The sequence below is a fragment of the Aquimarina discodermiae genome (assembly GCF_040786235.1).
Lineage (GTDB): Bacteria > Bacteroidota > Bacteroidia > Flavobacteriales > Flavobacteriaceae > Aquimarina.
On the sequence record NZ_JBFMKP010000034.1, the window covers coordinates 16,179 to 37,106 of the forward strand.

General features: G+C 33.6%; 15 protein-coding genes. 7 read left to right on the forward strand and 8 right to left on the reverse strand.

Annotated features, from left to right (window positions below; genetic code table 11):
- Positions 1-91: 91 nt before the first annotated feature.
- From ABW636_RS19070 to ABW636_RS19090, 5 genes are all read right to left on the reverse strand, one after another.
- Positions 92-577, reverse strand: coding sequence for a hypothetical protein (locus tag ABW636_RS19070; RefSeq protein WP_367591673.1), 486 nt, complete (start codon positions 575-577; stop codon positions 92-94).
- Between the two features lie 234 nt (positions 578-811).
- Positions 812-1,039: a hypothetical protein gene (locus tag ABW636_RS19075; protein WP_367591674.1), complete on the reverse strand. Its 228-nt coding sequence runs from the start codon at positions 1,037-1,039 to the stop codon at positions 812-814.
- A 33-nt stretch (positions 1,040-1,072) separates the two neighbouring features.
- Complete coding sequence (locus tag ABW636_RS19080) at positions 1,073-1,393, reverse strand: HTH domain-containing protein (RefSeq protein ID WP_367591675.1); 321 nt, start codon at positions 1,391-1,393, stop codon at positions 1,073-1,075.
- A 222-nt stretch (positions 1,394-1,615) separates the two neighbouring features.
- The gene (locus ABW636_RS19085; RefSeq protein WP_367591676.1) at positions 1,616-1,816 is read right to left on the reverse strand and encodes a hypothetical protein; all 201 of its coding nucleotides are present in this window, start codon (positions 1,814-1,816) and stop codon (positions 1,616-1,618) included.
- A gap of 200 nt (positions 1,817-2,016) precedes the next feature.
- Positions 2,017-2,232 (reverse strand): DUF4485 domain-containing protein, encoded by a 216-nt coding sequence (locus ABW636_RS19090; RefSeq protein WP_367591677.1) that lies wholly within the window; start codon positions 2,230-2,232, stop codon positions 2,017-2,019.
- Positions 2,233-2,575: 343 nt separating this feature from the next.
- Between ABW636_RS19090 and ABW636_RS19095 the strand changes: the two genes are divergently transcribed.
- From ABW636_RS19095 to ABW636_RS19115, 5 genes are all read left to right on the forward strand, one after another.
- Complete coding sequence (locus ABW636_RS19095; RefSeq protein WP_367591678.1) at positions 2,576-4,318, forward strand: helix-turn-helix domain-containing protein; 1,743 nt, start codon at positions 2,576-2,578, stop codon at positions 4,316-4,318.
- A gap of 443 nt (positions 4,319-4,761) precedes the next feature.
- The gene (locus ABW636_RS19100; RefSeq protein WP_367591679.1) at positions 4,762-6,924 is read left to right on the forward strand and encodes a prolyl oligopeptidase family serine peptidase; all 2,163 of its coding nucleotides are present in this window, start codon (positions 4,762-4,764) and stop codon (positions 6,922-6,924) included.
- Between the two features lies 1 nt (position 6,925).
- Positions 6,926-7,945, forward strand: coding sequence for a DinB family protein (locus ABW636_RS19105; RefSeq protein WP_367591680.1), 1,020 nt, complete (start codon positions 6,926-6,928; stop codon positions 7,943-7,945).
- Between the two features lie 236 nt (positions 7,946-8,181).
- Positions 8,182-8,946 (forward strand): exodeoxyribonuclease III, encoded by a 765-nt coding sequence (locus ABW636_RS19110; protein WP_367591681.1) that lies wholly within the window; start codon positions 8,182-8,184, stop codon positions 8,944-8,946.
- A 124-nt stretch (positions 8,947-9,070) separates the two neighbouring features.
- Entirely contained in the window at positions 9,071-10,030 is a 960-nt protein-coding gene (locus tag ABW636_RS19115; RefSeq protein ID WP_367591682.1) for an OmpA/MotB family protein, read from the forward strand.
- 65 nt (positions 10,031-10,095) lie between these two features.
- On the opposite strand, the gene ABW636_RS19120 is transcribed toward ABW636_RS19115, so the two are convergent.
- A complete protein-coding gene (locus tag ABW636_RS19120; protein WP_367591683.1) occupies positions 10,096-10,497 on the reverse strand; it encodes a hypothetical protein in 402 nt (133 codons plus the stop codon).
- 572 nt (positions 10,498-11,069) lie between these two features.
- Between ABW636_RS19120 and ABW636_RS19125 the strand changes: the two genes are divergently transcribed.
- Positions 11,070-14,078: a CHAT domain-containing protein gene (locus ABW636_RS19125; RefSeq protein WP_367591684.1), complete on the forward strand. Its 3,009-nt coding sequence runs from the start codon at positions 11,070-11,072 to the stop codon at positions 14,076-14,078.
- Positions 14,079-14,495: 417 nt separating this feature from the next.
- Here ABW636_RS19125 and ABW636_RS19130 read toward each other — a convergent pair whose 3' ends face one another.
- On the reverse strand, positions 14,496-16,682 hold the full coding sequence (locus ABW636_RS19130) for a T9SS type A sorting domain-containing protein (protein ID WP_367591685.1): 2,187 nt from the start codon (positions 16,680-16,682) through the stop codon (positions 14,496-14,498).
- A gap of 1,479 nt (positions 16,683-18,161) precedes the next feature.
- Here ABW636_RS19130 and ABW636_RS19135 point away from each other — a divergent pair.
- The gene (locus tag ABW636_RS19135; RefSeq protein ID WP_367591686.1) at positions 18,162-19,193 is read left to right on the forward strand and encodes an aldo/keto reductase; all 1,032 of its coding nucleotides are present in this window, start codon (positions 18,162-18,164) and stop codon (positions 19,191-19,193) included.
- Positions 19,194-19,535: 342 nt separating this feature from the next.
- Here ABW636_RS19135 and radA read toward each other — a convergent pair whose 3' ends face one another.
- Complete coding sequence (radA, locus tag ABW636_RS19140) at positions 19,536-20,903, reverse strand: DNA repair protein RadA (protein WP_367591687.1); 1,368 nt, start codon at positions 20,901-20,903, stop codon at positions 19,536-19,538.
- Positions 20,904-20,928 lie beyond the last annotated feature (25 nt).

A 20,928-nucleotide genomic window follows, 5' to 3' on the forward strand; every position in this document is an offset into this window, starting at 1 on the left:
CTACTCTGAGTAGGGGTGGCGTCCATTACAATAACCCGTCCTTCTTTTGTGATGATACTTAGAGATGTTACTGTATTGGTCAGCACCACTTTTATTCCTCACTACTGGTATCATCTGTGGTATTACTGGCTTTGTTAAAGAGTACTTTCATATCCTCATACACTGGTTTGGCACCGGGTTCATTTTCGCCGGCCAGATAACGTACCATTCTATAAAAACTAAGTGAATTGGTATAATTATCATGATCTAATAAGGTTTTGGTATCGATCAATTGTTGTGAGAGGTTTTCTAGTAATTGCACCCTGTTTTCTACTTGCTTTCTTGCAGTATAATCTTTATCAAACTCTGTTTTATCCAAAAAACGAGGAATCCAGTTAGGGTGTTGTTCCATATAATTTTTGGCTTTGTCTACGATCAATTTGTTCTGATTGGCAATACGCCCGTATTGTCTACGCTGATCTGGAGTAAGGTTAACTGTTTTGCCTTTTAGTACTTTTTTGATTCCTGTAAGGTGTTGATCAAGCTCCATTAATTCTTCTTTGCTAAAGCTTACGCTAATTAAATTTTCTAATGCCATTGTTTTTGTTTAAGTCCGAAGTCCGGTGTCGGAAGTCGGAAGGTTTTTATTGTTTTAATTAGGAGTCCGAAGTCGGATGTCCGAAGTTTTTTCTAATTTCTTTTTAAGATGCGTGCTGCCGAACCCTGAGGTTCTCGAAGGGTTGGGCTTCGAGTGCCTCAGCCCACAATTGTGTACTTCCGACTTCGGTCGCCCGACTTCAGACTACATTCATAATTCTTAATCGATCATCCATCAACTATTTCTAACATACCACTCATATCTTGCTTTATAAATAAAATCCAATGTCTCTTCTTTAGTTTTTTCTTGCTCAAACATAGAATGTATCCATTCATATATCATCATTTCATAAGGACTTTCTTCTGCCAATTTTGTAAAGAAATCTTTTGCCTCAAAACGTAAAGGTTGTAGTATCTCTAAGAAGAATTGATAATGTAGTTCGTCCTGTTCTATTGGCATCATTGATTATAATCCTTTATTTTCCATAGTCATTCATTAGTTTAATGCTCTTGATTTGACTATTGTAGGATTTGCAAAAAAACCAAACTGAAACCCCACTGCTTTTTCGTAGACAAAACTTTGTAATGCATAATCATAAATCACAGGAGCATTTAAGGTTTTCATGGTTTTAATAATCCTGTACAAAGTAGTTTTAGAAATCCCTAGACGAGATGCCAAGTATTCTGGTGACCCTGTTGCTTGCATACGTATCAACCTGTCGATACGTTCTATCATTTCTATATTTTTGAGCATTGCATTTTCCATAATTTTTTGTTTTCTAAAATTACCTTCGTTATTATTTTCTGATTTAGACATTATTGTCACCCTGAGCTTGTCGAAGGGTTTCGGTTTAATGCGCTTATGAGGTTGGGTTACGTTTTTGATTTTTTGCTCGAAGTCCGAGGTCGGGTGTCCGAAGTGGGCTTCGAGAGCCTCAGCCCGCTGTTCGAGAACTTTAGCATACTTTACCTGAACCCTGAGGCTCTCGAAGGGTTGTCTTCCGTCTTCCGACATCAGGCTTCTGACTTCCTACTCAATTCATAATTCTTTTACTTCTTGTTCTATTTTTTTAAGGGTTTCATATACCATGATTACCTGGTTTTCTACAATTTTCACCTGTGGATTTATGGTTGTTAATATTTCTTTGATTATTAGTACCGGGGTTTTAAGTTTCTTTGCCATTTTATACTCGACCAATTGTTTTTCTATAGTTGTTAAATATTGGTAGGGTGTGGTCATTTTATTAGTTTTTTGAGTCCGGAGTCCGAGGTCGGATGTCCGAAGCTTTTTGTTTTTAGTCAGAAGTCCGAAGTCTGGTGTTCGAAGTAGTTTTTATCTTCTGGCCATATTCGTAATTCTGCATTTGTAAATCGTATATCATAAATCAACATCTTATCATCGGTCTTCTGACTTCCGACTTCCAACTATATTCATAATTCTTAATTAACTCCCCCACTCACTTGTATACAAGGTGCTTGTAGCATAAAAATATTTCTGGCCTTATAAATGATCTGCACCGCTTCTTCACTAGTTCTTCCTTTGGTAAATAATTTATCAATCCAGAGATAGATCACTATTTCATAATCATGATGATTTGCCAGGTTATCTAAAAAAATATCGGTTTTGATATGTAACATTTTTAATATATCAGACATAAACCTATGTTTGTGGTTATTTTCTAAATACTGCATTGTGATATGTTGGTTTTAAGGAAATAGAAAATTGAGCTTATCATTTCTTTTGATATTTCTAATTCATAATTCCGCATTTGTAATTTGTAAATGGTCGGGTCAAATATATGAGAGAGGATTACGTTTGTGCAAAGGAAGGTGTGTAGGATTTATAAATTGAAAGCGCTCATTTTATAAATTGAAACTTCTATTTTTTAAAGGTAAGTTGATAATAATAAGGTGTTTAATCATTTAAAATATTACTAAAACAGTAATGGAGCTAAAAGGTCTTAAACAAAAAATCAAAAATTACATAAAAGTGCTTTTTATGAAATGGAGTATTCTTTTTGTGGTTTTTAATATATGTGAGAATGTATTTTCCCAAAATAAAAGTATTACTCAAGATTATCTAGTCAAAAAGAATATGATTATAGATAAAGAACCTGATTTTTTACAAGATTTGTCATATAAAGAATTAGATAGTTTATTTAAAAAAAACAAGAAGGATACTTTACTTGCTAATAAATACGCTAATACCTATATATCTAAAGCCAAACTAGAAAATAACTATACAGAATTAGCTAATGGCTATGACCTTTTTTGGGATTATAAATCGCATGATTTAGGTTTAAAATATCTTGATAGTATTATTTTGATCACTAAAGATTCAAAAAACCATAAGTTTCCTGCAATTGCTTATCTAAAAAAAGGAGCTCTTTTTTGCAAAATAGAGAAAAATAAAAAAGCATTAGAAAATTTTTTAATAGCACAAGATTATGCTCAAAAAAACAATAATAAACGTCAACTAATAGCGATTAAACACAATATTGCGATGCTAAAAAAGGCAGTAGGAGGAAAAAAGGAAGCATTACCAATATTTAGAGAAAACCTTGAATTCATTAAAGACCAGGATACCATTGACAAATATTTAGGAAGTTATATACTTACATTATATGGCATAGCAGATTCTTATCACCGTCTTCAGATGCCTGATTCTGCTTTTAAATATGTAAATCTAGGACTTAAAAAAAGTTACTTTCATAAAGAGAAGTATTATTATAATACATTCTTAATGCTAAGTGGAATTAACAATAATTTACTGGGTAAACCAGAAAAAGCCTTGGATTCGTTAACAAAAATGGAGAATAGAATTAAAGATAAAAAAGGATCTACTCTTAATCTACATATATGTTATATACAAATAGCAAAGGCTTATTTTAAGATCAATAAAGTTAAAGAAGGAGTAAAATATCTAAATAAAATTGATTCTCTAATTGGACCACATAATTATGCTCCAGAGAACAGAGATGCTTTTGAATTATTAATAAGTCACTTTAAAAAACAAGGTGATTTAAAAAATCAGGTTCGAGTAATGAGTAAACTGATTACTATGGATAGTTTATTTAATGTGAAAAACAGAACAATATCGGCTGATATTGTTGAGAAATATGAAACAGTGCAATTAATCAGAGATAGAGATACAGTCATAGAAACATTAGAAAAAGATCAAAAATGGTTTCAGTTCGGGTTGTGGAGTTTGATTGGTTTCTCAGCAGCATTAATTATTCTTGTAATAAATTATTATAGAAAACAGCGTATTTACAGACATCGTTTTCATCAACTTATGAGAAATCGAGAACTTAATGTTCAAAAAAACCTTAATACGGAAGAAGTAAAATCAGATATTATAGATGAAAATGATAAATATTTATCAGAGGAATTAACTTTGCAAATTTTGAAAAAATTAAAAGATTTTGAAGCTGAAAAAGGGTTCTTAGATCCGACTATTAAAATGGCGGGGTTAGCAAAAAAAATAAATACAAACTCATCTTATTTATCCAAAATAATTAATCTGCATATGGATAAAAACTTCGTTAATTATATTAATGACCTTAGAATTGAATACAGTATTAGTCGTTTACAATCAGATGCAAAATTTAGAAAATACACCATCAAATCTATTAGTGCAGAATCAGGCTTTAATAGCTCTCAATCTTTTTCAAGAGCTTTTTATAAAAACACAGGAATTTATCCTTCTTATTTTATTAAAAAGATAGAAGTCAGTTTATAAATTGAAAGCACTGTACCTGTTTTAAACACTGATATTTTATTTGCGTTGGTTACTTTTACCCAGAAGATAAGTTTTAAATATCTTAGAACTGAGAATTCTGAATGCTGAAAGTAACTTTCTTACTTACTAGGATGAAACTTCTAAACTACATCCTAATAGTTTTATTTTCATAAAATAAAGAAATTCTCTCTAACAATCTGGTTAATTGAGGATTCCTTAACTAAAGTCTTTCTTTTCGCCACACTTTAGAATATGTAAAGTTCTCGAATTTTAAAAACAACCATTACTAAACTAGATTTAAAAAGCAGAGCCATATTTATGGCGGAAGTGGAGCTCCTGGAGAAGATGGTCCTAGTGATGGAGGTAATGAAGGAATAGATACTACCAATGGATAAATTAATTCCCATTCACTTTTTAAAGTGGATGGGATATATTTTTAACTGATGAAAAACATTATGCGAATAGTTTATTTTTCCTTATTATTGATTCTTATGGGTTGTGAAAAAAGGAATATTTATGAATACCCTGCTATCAAACAACAAGCAGTAGTAGACACAATTCATGGGAATATAGTATTAGACCCATATAGAAATTTAGAAAACCTTAAAGATTCGCTTGTTTTAAACTGGTTAATAGAGCAAAAAAAGTTATCCGATTCTTTTATTGATAAGATTCCTAATAAAGAACGATTAATAAAACATTATAAAGAGCTACAAGAAGTAAACAAGTATGATGTTAAACAAATTCATTTTACCAAATCTGGCCAATATTTTTATTTAAAAAGAGAAGAAAATGAAGATTTTTATAAATTATATTTTAAAGCTTCAGTTGAAGAAAATGAGCAATTACTGTATAATCCAAAAACATATAAAACCGATTATGAAATAAACTACTTCAAACCAAGTTGGGATGGATCTAAAGTTGTTCTGAGTTTAAGAAAAAAGGGAGATGAATTTTCGGAGTTAATTATTATAAATGTGGATGATAAGAAACAACTTCCTTTTACAATCAAGAATGCCTTACCAAGTTTTATAAATATCTTTTGGCTACCAGATAACAGTGGTATTTCCTATTTGTCAGCTCCTCAAATAGATAATACAAAGGAGGATTTTCTTAATTTGGAAGCAAGAATTCATAAGCTGGATGGAACTTCTAAAGTTATTTTTTCCAAATCTAATAATCCACAAATAAACATTCGTCCTGAGGACTTACCTATATTAATGATAAACGATCCGAAAGATAAATATTCAATTGGAGCAATAGCAGGTGTTTCATCCTATTATAATACATTTTATGTGCCTGTTGAACAAATAAATGATACCGAACAAAATTGGATTCCTTTATTTAATAAAGAAGATCAAATAAAACAATACCAACAGTTAAATGATGATTTAATATATACAACGTCAAAAAATACATCTAACTTTAAAATTTGTAAAACATCTATTCTACATCCCAATTTTGAAAATCCTCAGGTATTAGTTTCAGAAAAAAAAGAAGAGGTTATTAAATCTTTCAAGATTATTTCCAAAGGATTAGTATATACAACTACTAAAAATGGAGTAGAATCTAAACTGTATTTTGTAAATCACAAAGGACAAGAGCAAACAATTCCTCTTCCAATACCAGCTGGTAAATTGATATTGTACACAAAAGGAAAAGATCAAGATTTTTTAGAGGTTAAAATAGAGGGTTGGATTGATAAGGAACGAAGATTTCGATACGATTTTGTTGAACAAAAGTTTTATCCATCAGATATTTTTCCATTGAATGAAAGTAAAAGCCATAAGGATATTAAGGTTGAGGAACTTACAATACCTTCTCATGACTATGAAGAGGTTCCTTTATCACTTATTTATAAGAAAAATTTAATAAAAGATGGTAAAAATCCAGTTTTGATGATTGGTTATGGAGCCTATGGATACGTTTTCTCTCCGGTTTATAGTCAAAAATTTATGACTTGGGTAGAAGAAGGCGGAATTATCGCCATTGCACATGTACGTGGAGGAGGAGAAAAAGGAGATGCTTGGCATAAAGGTGGTTTTAAAAAAACTAAATCCAATAGCTGGAAAGATTTAATAGCTTGTGCAGAATATCTTATTAACGAAAAGTATACCTCTGCTAAAAACCTTGCAATTAATGGAGGTAGCGCGGGGGGAATAACTGTTGGTCGTGCTATGACGGAGCGCCCAGACTTATTTGCTGCAGCTATTCTGCAAGTAGGGAAATTAAATTCATTACGAGGAGAGTTTGGAACAAATGGTAAGAATAATACTAAAGAGTTTGGTTCCGTCGCTGATTCATTAGAATTTAAGGCGTTATACGAAATGGATGTATATCAAAGTATTGAAAAGGGGAAAAAATATCCAGGAACATTAATTAAAATGGGGGTGAAAGACTCTAGGGTTGCTCCTTGGCATTCTGCTAAATTCGCAGCTAGATTACAAGAATGTAATGTATCCGACAACCCAACACTTTTACATGTAGATTTTGATAAAGGTCATGGACATGTTGATTCCAAAACGAAACGGATGAATTCTAATATAGAGGTATTGATTTTTGCTTTATGGCAAACAGGACATCCAGATTACCAGCCAATGAGATAGTATGAAAAATTGTGTTTCAAAAAAAATTTCACAAGATTGGACTTCTTTTTGTCAATCCATTCCTTTAGAGTGCAGTCATACTAAAAGGTTTCAATTAGCGGCACTTGTAAAAGCTGAACTTTATAGTCCATATAGTAGATCTGGTTTATGGGTTAGAATAGATAATAAAAATGGAGATGTGGGTTTTTTTGATAATATGAAGAACTGTCCTATAGTCTCTAATGAATGGAGTAAATATACAATTGAAGGTATATTGGATGAGAATACATCAATACTTAACTTTGGAGGATTGTGTTGGCATGATGGGGTTTTCTGTTTTACGAATTTCTCTTTATCGATAGAAAACGAAAAAGGTATACTAGAAAAAACTACTATTAACAATCCTCTATGTGAAGAAGTTACAAGTCAGTTATTTATTCCTGGGTGGAAACAAGGAACAGCTAGAAAAGCCCCTAAAGAAATCAAAGAGTATAAATTTAGTTCTGACTATTCCAAAGAGTTGAATATTTATTATTTAAAAATTAGAGGTTCAAAAATATTTAAGATAGAGGATCATTATACACCACAGATTCAAATACTTTTAATTATGTTGCAGGACATAGGAAAAAGAATGATTCGTATTGTACAAGAGTTAACGATTCAAGAAATAGATTACTTGCCCAATGAGCGTTTGAATAGTATAGGAACTTTAATAATGCATATTGCTGCAACAGAAACTTATTATCAAATATGTACTTTTGAGTGTCGTAAATTTACGGAAGAAGAAAAGTTATTGTGGCAAACTGCTATAGATATGGGTGAAAAGGCCCATAAAAAATATGTAGGACATTCAATAGAACATTATCTTGAAATATATGATAGGGTCCGCGAAAAAACATTAAACTTGTTTAAAACCAAAAATGATGACTGGTTAAAAGAAATATCTCTACCTCATAATAACAATCATTATCGTTGGTTACACGTATTGGAACATCAATCCTTTCATTTAGGACAAATAGTATTGCTCAAAAAAATAATGTAATTAGAAAATAGTAAAGTATAGCATTAAATATACAAACAAAATTACTATTTAATTAACTCAACCCAAAATCTGATCTGCAGCATCATCTAAAACTTCTTGGTCAAAACCGCTTAGATATACCTCTGTAGTATAATAACTACGATGGCCAAGTATATGTTTAACATAAAATCTATTCATACACTACTTATTTTGTGTCATAAGTTTTATTTTTACTGAAACTAATAAAATTAAAACGCGTGAAAATTGCCTCCTATAACGTAAACGGAATCAGAGCTGCTCTTAATAAAGGTTTTATCGAATGGTTACAACAAACCGATCCCGATGTAATCTGTCTTCAAGAAATTAAAGCCAATAAAGAACAACTAGACCTTGATGTATTTGCAGAAGCAGGATACCCATACAATTATTGGTACAGTGCACAGAAAAAAGGATATAGTGGGGTGGCCATTTTATCCAAAACAGAACCCGATCATATCGAGTATGGTACCGGGATCGATTATATGGATTTTGAAGGACGTAACCTGCGTGCCGATTTTAACGGAGTGTCGGTCATGAGCCTTTACCTACCTAGCGGAACCAATACCGATCGTCTGGAACATAAGCTTAAGTACATGGCAGATTTTCAAGGATATATTAATGAACTAAAAAAAGATCATCCAAACCTTGTTATTCTAGGAGATTATAATATTTGTCATACGGCAATAGATATTCATGATCCGGTACGTAATAAAAATGTATCTGGGTTTTTACCAGTAGAACGAGAATGGATTGGTAACTTTATCGATAGCGGATTTATCGATTCGTTTCGACATTTTAATACAGAACCACACCAATACTCATGGTGGAGCTATAGAGCTAATGCCAGAAATAATAATAAAGGATGGCGTTTGGATTATGGTATGGTGGCACAACCTTTAGAAGATAAGTTAAAAAGAGCCGTGATCTTATCTGAAGCCAAGCATAGTGATCATTGCCCTATTGTAGTAGAATTAGCCTTGTAAATTAAGTATGAAGTCAGAAGTCAGATGACCGAAGCTACTTCCGTCTTCAAGCCTCAGACCTCTGACCAAAAAATAAAAAAACCTCGGACACCCGACCCCGGGCTTCTAACCAAAAACACACACAATGATAAAAAAAATCGTCTGTATATTAGTGCTGGGAGCAATAATGACCTCTTGCGTATCTTCTAAAGTATATAAAGAACTGGAAGGTAAATATGCACGCCTTAAACGAGAAAATAGAAAGACCAAAGACCAATTGTCGGCTCTTAAAAGTGCGAGCGAGGCTGATAAAAGAGCCATGGAGCAGCTAGATGCCGAGTATCAAAAAGTAAAAGCAGAGCGAGATGATCTGCAGGGGCATTACAATGCTGCACAAGCCAATTACGAAAACCTAAAAAGCTCGTACGATGCTTTAGAAGAAAATAGCTCTGCCAAGCTAGCTGCCAATAGCAAAAAGAACCGCGAGTTGCTAGGACAGCTAGAAGATAAAGAACGTGTTCTGGCAGCAGAGCGTAGTCGATTAGAGAAATTACAAAAAGACCTGGCAGCAAGGGCTAAGCGAGTAGATGAGTTAGAAGGACTCATCGCTGCCAAAGATGCCAAAATGCAATCCTTAAAAACTGCGATCTCTAAAGCCTTACGTAATTTTGAAGGTAAAGGACTTACTGTAGAAGAGCGCAATGGTAAAGTATATATCTCTATGGAAAACAAACTACTATTCGAATCGGGTAGTTGGGCTGTAGGAACACAGGGTAAAAAAGCGGTACAACAATTAGGAGAGGTGTTGGGTACCAATAAAGATATCGCAGTATTGATAGAAGGGCATACCGATAATGTACCTTATACCGGTACCGGGCAGTTATCTGGCAATTGGGATTTATCGACCAAGCGTGCCACTGCGATTGTAAATATTTTGTTAGAAAACCCAAAGATAGACCCGCAAAATCTTACTGCAGCCGGTAGAGGAGAGTTTGCACCGGTAACTTCTAACGAGACCAGTGCTGGTAAAGGAAAGAATCGTCGTATCGAGGTGATCCTTACCCCAAAGCTAGATGAGATTACTAAGTTATTAAACGATATATAGTCCTTAAACGAGGATCAAAAAAAACAGCGACCATTTGGTCGCTGTTTTTTAGTTTATACAAATTACTATAGACTGTCTAAAATATCTTCAACCTCTTGTTTTTGGTCAGATTGAGAGTTTTCTTTAACTCGTCTTAAAACATCAAAAAACTTGTTAACTACTTTGTTAGCTGTCAATTGATCTGTAAGTTTAATAGATTTCCCAGTAGAAGTAAGCAATCTAAAAGTATATACATCTACAGATACTGATTTGTCAATTTCAAGCTTTAAAGAAACAGTTCCAGTACTTTTTATAATAGAGATCATATTTCCATGTGCCATAACCTTATCTGTAATATCGGCAACATCCTTTGCCAATGGATATAATTCATCCTTATGTAGTTGTGCAAGTGAACCCCAATCATGAGTTTGAGCTTGCATTGATAATCCTGTACCTAGCACGAATAGAAGTAGAAATAATTTTTTCATAATGTTTGGGTGTTTAAATAATGTATTATAGTTAAAGGTTAATTCATCAGTTTTTTAAAAACGATCTAAGTTTCATTTTAGTATTAAAAAAACCTTAAAATCGACTCAAAATACTTAATTTATTTGATAAAAACCAAAAAGTGTGCCACGAATTTTTGAAGCTTTAAAGCTGGAGTATAGCTGATGGTATAGCCTAGATTCTGGATCAAGTCCAGAATGACATTAACTAAAAAGTAGTTATTAGTACATAACCGGAGGCGAATGTCACCCTGAGCTCTGTCGAAGGGGAGTAGGGAGATGTTTTTCAGCTCGGTGTCCGAAGTCTGATGCTAGATGTTTTTTCGAACCCTGAGGCTCTCGAAGGAGCCCGCCCTGAGTTTATAGGTAAGATTACTGGTAATGATGGACTTCGAGAACCTCAGCCCGCGTTGTGGGTTTGAAACGTTGTCGAAGTGTTCACAAAAAGTAAAAAGAAATCAATAAAATGGAAACGGCATTAAATTTATTAGATATCAAAAAGGTACATTTTTACGTTCTTTGTTACTAACACATAAACTTATACTCATAATCCGATGAAAACATTACCCTTATTTTCTACACAAACACTCCTTATTCCTCTTTTTGTGTTATTTGCTTTTTCTTTTGGTCACGCACAAATAGAAAAAGATACGCTACAGGCCGGACAATACTATCAAAAAGCAGATTCGTTGCGAACCAATAAAGAGTATGAGAGTTCTATCGAATATTTTAAAAAGGCATTACCCATCTATGAGAAATCAAAAGCATGGGAACGAGTAGCGAGTTGTTATAATAATATATCATTCAGCTTTTGGGGGGTGGATGAACTTGAGAGTTCTATCAAGTATGCTAAAAACGCTCTAAAAATTTGCAAAGAGTATTTGTCAGATGGTAATTTGGAAGAAGCTTTGGCATATGATAACTTAGGTTTATGTTATGAAGAAAAATTGGAATATGAAAGGGCCTTAAAGCTATACAAAAAATCATTATCTATTAAGCAAAAGATATTGCCTGCTAATGATCCTTCTATAGGGACAAGTTATCTAAATATCGGTGAAGTAGCTAAGGCTTATAATAACTTTGATATGGCATTGGAATTTTATAAGAAAGATTTAAAAATTAATCTAAATGCTAGGGGAGAGAATCATGAATACACAGCAAATTCTTATAATAATGTTGGTGCGATTTTGTTATTAAAAGGTGAATATGAAAAGGCTTTGTTGTATCATAAGAAAGCTTTAAAAGTTAAAAAAACACTTTTTGGAGAAAATAGTTATGAAGCTTCTATTTCTTATAATAACTTAGGATTAATCTACGATAATATAGGTAAAAATACTATAGCTTTAGAATATTTAAATAGAACTATTAGTATTAGAGAGAAATTATTAGGTAAGGAACATTCAAAACTTATAGGACCTTATCACAATGTTGGTTTGGTTTATGGCGAATTGAAAGATTTTAAAAGAGCATTAGAATTTAATAATAAGGGATTGTCAATAATTTTGAAGTTGGTTGGAGAAAACCATATTTATACAGCAAAATCTTATGAAAACTTAGCTGATCACTATCTAGCACAGACTAATTATGATTATGCGTTAGAATATTTTTTAAAATCCTTGAAAATTTATATAAGCTTTTTAGGTGAAAAGAATGCTATAGTTGCATCAGCTTATGATAATATCGGCTTAACATATTTTAAAATGAAACAATATGAAAACGCAATCAAATTTTATAATAAATCTATTAATGCTAATTTGAAAAATGATTTTAAGAATGATTTCGATTCTAATAATTTTTTAGATCTAAATGTATTGTTATCTAATTTTAATGGTAAGGCAAAAACATATAGTAGCATTTATAAAGAAGAAAAAGAAATTAATACTCTAAATAAAGCTATAGCTCTGTTTGACAAAGTTGATGGTGTTATTGATAAAATTAGAGGTAACTTTAAAAATCACCAAGATAAAATAGTATTTGCTGAAACGGCAAAAGAGACTTATAAAGGAGCAGTAGAGGCACAAATATTGTTGTATCAACATACATATGATCCTGTATCCTTAGAAAAAGCTTTTTATTATACAGAAAAAAGCAAGGCCAATACCTTAAAAGAGTTACTTACCACAGCCAAAAGCTTTACCGGTTTACCCAAAGAGGTGGTTGCCTTAGAAAAAACGTTTAAAACCGATCGCGCGTTTTATCAATCCAGAATACATAAAGAGGAGTCAGATAGCAATGGTGATAGCCTAAAAATTAAGGAGTATGAAAATCAACTTTTTAAGATTAATAGAAGACAAGACTCACTGACTGCGGTTTTAGAAAAAGACTATCCCAAATACTATCAACTTAAATATCAAAACAAAACGATATCGATAGGTGATATTCAGCAACAACTCGACAATCAAACCACAGTACTCGAGTTTTTTACGGCAGATAGTGTTACCTATGCATTTACGATTTCTAAAAATGATTTTGCATTACAACAATTAGCAACCAAAGGGCTCACAAGACAAATAGAAGCATATCGTAAAAGTATTGTTTCGCAAGATCTACAAACCTATAAAGAAAAAGGATACGAGCTATTTCAAAAATTAATAGACCCTATACAAGAAAAATTGATAGGGGATCAATTAATTATTATTCCAGATGGGCCGTTATGGCATCTTAATTTTGAGTCGCTACTCACCCAAAAAGAGAGTTCTAATAACCCAAAGAACTTGTCATATTTGCTTAACAACTATGCAATATCCTATGCCAATTCTGGGAGCCTGTTATTTGATCGTTTTAAAGAAAAGAATACTGCAAAGTCATTACAAGAGTGTCTTGCCTTTTCTTTTTCTGCTGGGGTCGACAGCAAAAGTGAAAAATCGATCAGTCTGGCTGCGCTTAGAGACCTTGGAGATGACCTACCGGGTACCCGTAAAGAAATAAAAGCCATTTCTAACATTATCGATGGGCAATATTATTATGGATCACAAGCTATCGAAGCTAATTTTAAGAAAAATGCAAGCAACTATAATATTTTACACCTGGCTTTACATGGCGAGGTAGACCATGAGCGACCAGAAAACTCGAAACTCTACTTTACCAAAACCAAAGACACCTTAGAAGATAATCTGCTCTATAGCCATGAGTTATTTGCCATGGATATTCCTGCAGAGCTTGCCGTATTAAGTGCTTGTAATACAGGTACTGGTAAAATTGCCAAAGGCGAGGGGATTATGAGTTTGGGCAACGCATTTCAGTATGCGGGTGCAAAAAGTTTATTATTAACCCGTTGGGAGGTTTCTGATCATACCACCCCAGAAATTATGAAGTACTTTTATATAAATCTAAAATCGGGTATGAATAAAGGTAAAGCCTTGCAGCAGGCAAAATTACAATATCTCGAAACCGCAGATATCAATAGATTACATCCGTTCTATTGGTCTAGTTTTTATCTGGTAGGTGATTCGACTCCGATGCATTTTGAAGATCATTCGCTGCTGTATTGGGTGTTGGGTACAGGTGGTATGATAGTGCTACTGTTGTTTGGGTGGTGGTATAGGAGAAAATTTTTTAGTTGATGGTGGATAGCGATTGGTTAATACTTGTTTGTTGACAGTTGATATGACCTAGATGCTGGATCAAGTCCAGAATGACATAAAATAATAAATGTCTACTCTACAATTAGGTTTCTGTCATTCCAGCGTAGGCTGGAATCTATCGTATTCGAATTATGGATGCTAACCTTTGATGCATCATTAAATTGGTTTTCAATACAAACAATCGTAAATTATAATACCACCCTGAGCCTTTTGGTAAGCTCAAGACAGGCTCTGTCTAAGTGCTGTCTAAGGTCTCAGGGTGACAATTCAGATATTTAGTTCGAATGATATAAGAAAATTACTTGTTTTCGATAGTTCTGCTGAGCTACGTCGAAGTACATTTTTGCTAACGCAAAAACACTCAAACTGACGTAATTTTCTTATATCAACTGTACTCTATTTAATAAAAATCTTTCTACTTACCTTGGTAGTAGGAGTTTCTAGTACCATAATATAGTTTCCGCTTTTTAGGAATTGCGTGTCTATCGTTAGGTTATAAATACCCAATGATAATTGTTCGTTTTGCAATGGTTGGATCAATTTTCCTTGTATGTCATATAAAGAAATAGAGACTTTGGTTTTTTGACTCACCAAATAATGAATATTTCCCTGGCTTTCCATGGGGTTTGGGTATATACCTATCACGGTTACATCTTCATTGGGTAGAGGTATAGCAGGCTTGGTGGTAGCCAACGTTTCTTCGATGGGTGTTCTGCCTTTTGCTTTTGCTGCATTCGATGCTTTATGTAGTTTACAGTCATTGCTATTTACATACCAACCTCTGGATCGTTGCTCTCCTACCACAGGTTTGGTTACATCTGGGATATCGTACCAATCTGATTGTACTCTATCTTCGGTAACATCCAAAACAAAATATCCATGATTATCCAAATCTACATCTTTAATATGCGGGTTAAGAAGTTTGGTATAAAACTCTGCTACCCCAGAAATAAAGTTTCCTAAAAAATCTAAGTTAAGCGAAGTTACGCTAGGTACTACAAATTCACACATTTCGCAGGATCTTTTGTAGTTAACTTCGCCTGTAAAAGTACTATGAATATCTCCTGTAAGTACCACCACATTGTTAATATCATTGGTTTTGATATGGTTTAGTAACCGATCTCTTTCTTCTGTATACCCATCCCAGGCATCATCAGACGGCACCCCGTTCCAGGGCATTACCATCACCTGGTTTCCTATGACGCGCCATTTGGCAGTTGATGATGATAATTCGTTGGTAAGCCAGTTAAATTGTTCGGCTCCCAAAATTGATTTGTACGTAACTTTGTTCTCCTTACGATTGTATTTTTCGGTATACACAGTCCCTTTCTTTAAAAGTGTTTCTAATACCGACTTTTGCTTTGGATCAATCTTATTACCTGTCCTTTTTTGTAGGATCAAATCAGTAAAATTGGTAACCACAGTGTTAAACTCTTCTTGTGATAGACCTTGCTGCCCTTTTCTTTTTTGATCAGATGTATTTAGAAGTAAAGGTAGTACGTGTGTAAGTATATCTTTTACGTCTTCTCTTTTGGTAAGGTCTTTTTGGGCAATTACATTTTTTGCATATTTTTTGAAAGCTACATTAGACGAGGCTGCACTAATTAGGTTTTTTGATGCGGTTACCTGGGTGTCCCTACCTTCTATTCGGGTATCCAGCATGATAAGATCCATAAGCTTACCATACGAAATTGTACGATACAATCGATACTGCTCTATGGTATTGGCACGAACCGGCATCCACTCGAAGTATGCTTTATGTGCGTTTGCTTTTCTTATTTCCCAACTCCCTTCGGTATCAAGACTGTGATTTTGTGCTCCAAACTTATTAGCATCGTTGGCAAATTCGTGATCATCCCAAATATGAATAAAAGGATGCTGTTGATGCACATTACGCAGCATAGGGTCTAAGCGATAATAAGAATAGCGTACACGATAATCGTCTAGGGTGATGATTTCGTTTTCGGGTAGATGCCCTCTACCTATTTCATCATCATAACCGTATCCTCCAGATTCATACTCATAGATATAATCCCCCAAATGAATTACAGCATCAATGTCCTGACGTTTTGCAATTTGGTTATAAGCGTTAAAATATCCATTTTGATAATTAGAACAGGATACAACGGCAAACCTCAAATTAGATACCAGCTCGTTTTTTGAAGGCGCTGTTCTGGTTTTACCAATAATCGAGGTGGCTCCCATTGTTTCGAATTGATAATAATAGGTGGTAAATGCATCGAGACCAGTTACGTCTATTTTAACTGTATAATCTCTACTTTGATTGGTAGTTGTTTGACCTTGTTGCACAATCTGAGTTATTGCAGGGTCTGTGGCAACTTTCCAGTTTACTACTGCAGAAGCAGCATTGGTGGTTACTCTGGTCCAGATAATAACGGCATCTTCGAGCGGATCTCCAGAAACCACACCATGGTAAAAAGGAGCAAGATTGGCATCAAAGAAATCAGAGATTTGATGGTTTGATGTCCGTTCTATCTTTGTTAATCTGGTTTCTATAGTTTGCGCATAAAAACATTGTGATGTGAGTAATAACCACATCATTTTTTGTAAAAATAATTTCATTGTTACTAAGTTTAGTGAGTTTTGATTTGCGACGAAACTAAGAGAATGACAAAAAAAGAGTTTGATCTTTTGGCTTTTTAATAGAACTTTAATCTGCATAACAATAAGCTCTAAATTTTAAAAAGAAACCATAACTTTTCGCTAATTAGATAGTCAACTTAAATTATTATGCGCACATAGCAAGTGGTGATTTTTGATTATTTAGTAAGGAAAGGGTTATGTGTTTCTTTAAAATGGGAAAACCGTAAAACGATGATTTATCATCATAAAAACAGATTCTTTTTGAATGACTGATTAAAATGATTTTGCTATAAGAAATTAATCTAATCAAGGAATTATTAAGAAACAGATTTGATGGCCAGAACTTTTTTTAATTTTTTTTTAAATCTAGGAAAACTTGTATTTACTTCATAAAGAGGATGTTTTGCTCATCGAAAATGCCCGTTCCCTCAATATTGATTTTTTGTACAAAAAAGTGGCCTTATTTTTGTATCAAAGAATTTCATAGTTGAGTTTTGCATCTCTCTTGTAAAAGTGGGTTTCGCAAGAGAGATGGTTTATACCGGTTCTTAAATGAAATTACTGTTGACTGAATTAAATTATTTTTGATTCAGATGAGAAAGAAAATTCAGTGATAGCATCGCTATCGATGTATTTTATTTTGAAATATGGAACAAAAAGAAATGATTTTAGTAAGTAATATCATTTGAGAAGAGGTATTAGATGCAATCTAAAATAGATATGATGGTTGCTGGAGGAATTTTAGTTTAGGTTGTATATCATATGACACATATTATTGGGAGAGTAACAGTTGTCATATGGTATTAGGTTAATTAATATGCCGTTGGAGGATGAAATAAAACGGATACAACATTTGGGGTTGTTGTATCCGTTTTTTTGGTTTAAAAGCATTTAGTTAGTGATGCTTCTTCTCGAGTAAAGGTTTAATCATTAATTCTTTGTATTTACATACATGTGTTTGGTTAGTCGATGAAGAAAAATAGGTTTAGGTATACCTGTTTTTCTAAATGATCAATCTTATATAACTCTAAGAACTACCATTATTTATAATCAGTGTTTAAGTTGAGTTGCTTCATCTATAGAAAAGATCGTTCCAAAAGAATAAAAATTGGCATTTTGATTGTATAGAATTGGTAGTAAGTGTGTTATGGTTTTTCTGTTTATAGACTACTGTTTAAATAGTGTTGATTTATGGGAATAAACCGTGGATATATTCCACAGTTTATTAAAAATATAGCGTATTTTCTTTGGCCTTGTACCTCATTTATTATGATAACTTTTACATTATCTACCCTAAGAGTTTCTACTTTTGAAGGTACTAACTTTACTTTTTATCTCATACGTAAAAACGAATAGTCGTCATAAACAAATGAAACAAGTCATAATAAAATTGTTACTACACAAGGAAATGATTTTTTGGTGAGTTTCATCTGACATCTAAAGTAATATTATAAACACATGAAATACACTACACTACCCAATACAGATATTCGAGTAAGTAAAATATGCCTTGGATCCATGACCTGGGGCCAACAAAATACAGAAGCAGAAGGACACGAACAATTAGAGTATGCAATTGATAAAGGAGTAAACTTTATTGATACAGCAGAATTGTATTCGGTTCCTGCCCGTAAAGAAACACAAGGAAGTACCGAAAAAATTATTGGTACATGGTTACAGAAAACCAAGAAAAGAGATGAGGTCGTGATTGCAACCAAAATTGTAGGACCTAGAGATTTTGTAAAACACATTCGTACCGATGGATTTACCAAAGAAGAGTTTGCAGATGCTATTCATAAAAGTTTAGAACGTTTGCAAACAGATTATATCGATTTATATCAATTGCACTGGCCAGAACGTACTACAAATTTCTTTGGAGTAAGAGGGTATGCACATGACGAAGCAGAAGAGTGGAGTGATAATTTTAATGAAATACTTGGATACCTTGGTGATTTTAAAAAGGAGGGTAAGATACGAGAAATTGGACTGTCTAATGAAACTCCCTATGGTGTGATGAGATATGTAGAAGAAGCACGTAAAGGAGCACCTAAAATGATTACGGTGCAAAACCCTTATAACCTCTTAAATCGTAAGGATGAAATCGGACTTACCGAAGTTTTACATCGTGAAAATGTAGGTCACCTACCATATTCTCCGCTTGGTTTTGGGCAATTAACAGGAAAATATCTGGATGAGACTCCCAAAAATGCACGAGTTACTTTGTTTCCGCAGTTTTCTAGATATCATAATGACAATTCATTTAAGGCAACCAGAGCTTACAATGAAATTGCTAAAAAACATGGAATTAGCTTAACACAAATGGCGTTGGCTTTTGTAAATGAGCGCCCTTTTGTAACAAGCAATATTATAGGAGCTACATCGCTTGCGCAGCTAGAAGAAAATATAGGAAGTATCGATATTACATTGTCAGATACTATCCTGAAAGAGATAGAAGCTGTTCATGAGCAGATACCCAATCCGGCTCCTTAATTGTGATAAAATTACTACAAGTTTGTTTAAAATTTGCACAAAAGAAACGTGTGTCTTTTTATTTTAATGAGTAAATTTATTTTCTGAAAATTATATGATTTATGGATGAGAATTTCGTAAAAATAATTGCAAATATTTTTCGCTAGATTGATGAATCAAATTAAAGAATAGCCTTAGCTATTGTTTCATTTTATGAAGAAAATATAGTAGAAAAAGAATGTGATTAGTTGCGAAATTTTTATTCGTAAATCGTATTTAAGTGTTAATTATTATAAAACACCTATTTTCTTCTTTAAGTAAGGAGAGAATGGGTGTTGTATTTTTATTGATTTACTATCAAAATTACCCAAATAGGTGCACTATTACATCTTCTATTTTGGTAACCATTAATACCTTAATTCCTTTATTTTGATGAGGGATTTTGTTGTATTTGGAAACAAAAATAGTAGAAAACCCTAGTTTTTCGGCTTCCTGGATACGTTGCTCTACTTTGTTAACCGGGCGTATTTCTCCTGCCAACCCTACCTCTGCTGCAAAGCAATAATCCTTGGGAACTGGGATGTCCTCGTTAGAAGATAATATCGCTGCAACTACCGCTAGATCGATAGCAGGATCATCTACAGAGATTCCTCCTGTAATATTTAAAAAAACATCTTTGGCTCCCAATCTAAATCCAGCTCGTTTTTCTAAAACGGCTAATAGCATATTAAGCCTTTTAAGATTATATCCGGTAGCACTGCGTTGCGGGGTACCATAAACCGCTGTGCTCACCAACGCTTGTATTTCGATCATAATAGGTCGCATTCCCTCTACAGTCGAAGCAATGGCAGTACCGCTTAATTCTTCTTCGTTTTTAGAAATTAAAATTTCACTGGGATTATGTACTTCTCTTAATCCGCTTCCCTGCATTTCATAAATACCTAGCTCTGATGTAGAACCGAACCTGTTTTTTAAGGCACGTAAAATACGATATACATGATTGCGGTCTCCTTCAAACTGTAATACGGTATCTACCATATGTTCAAGGATTTTTGGTCCAGCAATGGTACCATCTTTGGTAATATGACCAATTAGTATTACAGGGGTGGCTGTTTCTTTGGCAAACTTAATTAGTTCTGTTGTACACTCTTTGATTTGTGAAATACTTCCTGCACTACTCTCTATATAGTCGCTGTGCAGTGTTTGTATAGAGTCTATAATGACAATATCGGGTTCTATTTCTTCGATTTGCCTAAAGATATTTTGCGTTTTGGTTTCGGTAAGAATCAGGCAGGTATCTGTTTTGGCCTGTATGCGCTCTGCTCGCATTTTAATTTGTTGCTGACTTTCTTCTCCAGAAACATAGAGTGTTTTATAAGGTAGTTTAAGACTAATCTGCAATAACAAGGTGCTTTTTCCGATACCAGGTTCGCCACCCAGAAGTGTTAAGGACCCAGGAACCAGTCCTCCGCCAAGCACTCTGTTTAACTCAATATCGTCTGTGTTATAACGTGTTTCCTGACTAGTGCTAATTTCAGAAATTCGAAGAGGTTTGGCTGTCTTGCTTATTTTGGACGCAGTGGTTGCATTTTTCCAATCGTTGGTAGCCGCTTTTTGAACTACTTCTTCTGCAATAGTATTCCATTCTTTACAAGACGTACATTGTCCTTGCCATTTGGCGTATTGAGAACCACAGTTCTGACAGAAAAAAACAGTTTTGGTTTTGGCCATAGAAGATTAAATAAGGGAGTAAAAA

Coding starts and splice junctions, on each gene's coding strand:
- ABW636_RS19135 (WP_367591686.1), top strand. CDS start 18,162: ATGAAATACACTACACTACCCAATACAGATATTCGAGTAAGTAAAATA.
- ABW636_RS19125 (WP_367591684.1), top strand. CDS start 11,070: ATGAAAACATTACCCTTATTTTCTACACAAACACTCCTTATTCCTCTT.
- ABW636_RS19095 (WP_367591678.1), top strand. CDS start 2,576: ATGAAATGGAGTATTCTTTTTGTGGTTTTTAATATATGTGAGAATGTA.
- ABW636_RS19115 (WP_367591682.1), top strand. CDS start 9,071: ATGATAAAAAAAATCGTCTGTATATTAGTGCTGGGAGCAATAATGACC.
- ABW636_RS19130 (WP_367591685.1), bottom strand. CDS start 16,682: ATGAAATTATTTTTACAAAAAATGATGTGGTTATTACTCACATCACAA.
- ABW636_RS19090 (WP_367591677.1), bottom strand. CDS start 2,232: ATGTCTGATATATTAAAAATGTTACATATCAAAACCGATATTTTTTTA.
- ABW636_RS19085 (WP_367591676.1), bottom strand. CDS start 1,816: ATGACCACACCCTACCAATATTTAACAACTATAGAAAAACAATTGGTC.
- ABW636_RS19100 (WP_367591679.1), top strand. CDS start 4,762: ATGAAAAACATTATGCGAATAGTTTATTTTTCCTTATTATTGATTCTT.
- ABW636_RS19120 (WP_367591683.1), bottom strand. CDS start 10,497: ATGAAAAAATTATTTCTACTTCTATTCGTGCTAGGTACAGGATTATCA.
- radA (WP_367591687.1), bottom strand. CDS start 20,903: ATGGCCAAAACCAAAACTGTTTTTTTCTGTCAGAACTGTGGTTCTCAA.
- ABW636_RS19070 (WP_367591673.1), bottom strand. CDS start 577: ATGGCATTAGAAAATTTAATTAGCGTAAGCTTTAGCAAAGAAGAATTA.
- ABW636_RS19105 (WP_367591680.1), top strand. CDS start 6,926: ATGAAAAATTGTGTTTCAAAAAAAATTTCACAAGATTGGACTTCTTTT.
- ABW636_RS19075 (WP_367591674.1), bottom strand. CDS start 1,039: ATGATGCCAATAGAACAGGACGAACTACATTATCAATTCTTCTTAGAG.
- ABW636_RS19080 (WP_367591675.1), bottom strand. CDS start 1,393: ATGTCTAAATCAGAAAATAATAACGAAGGTAATTTTAGAAAACAAAAA.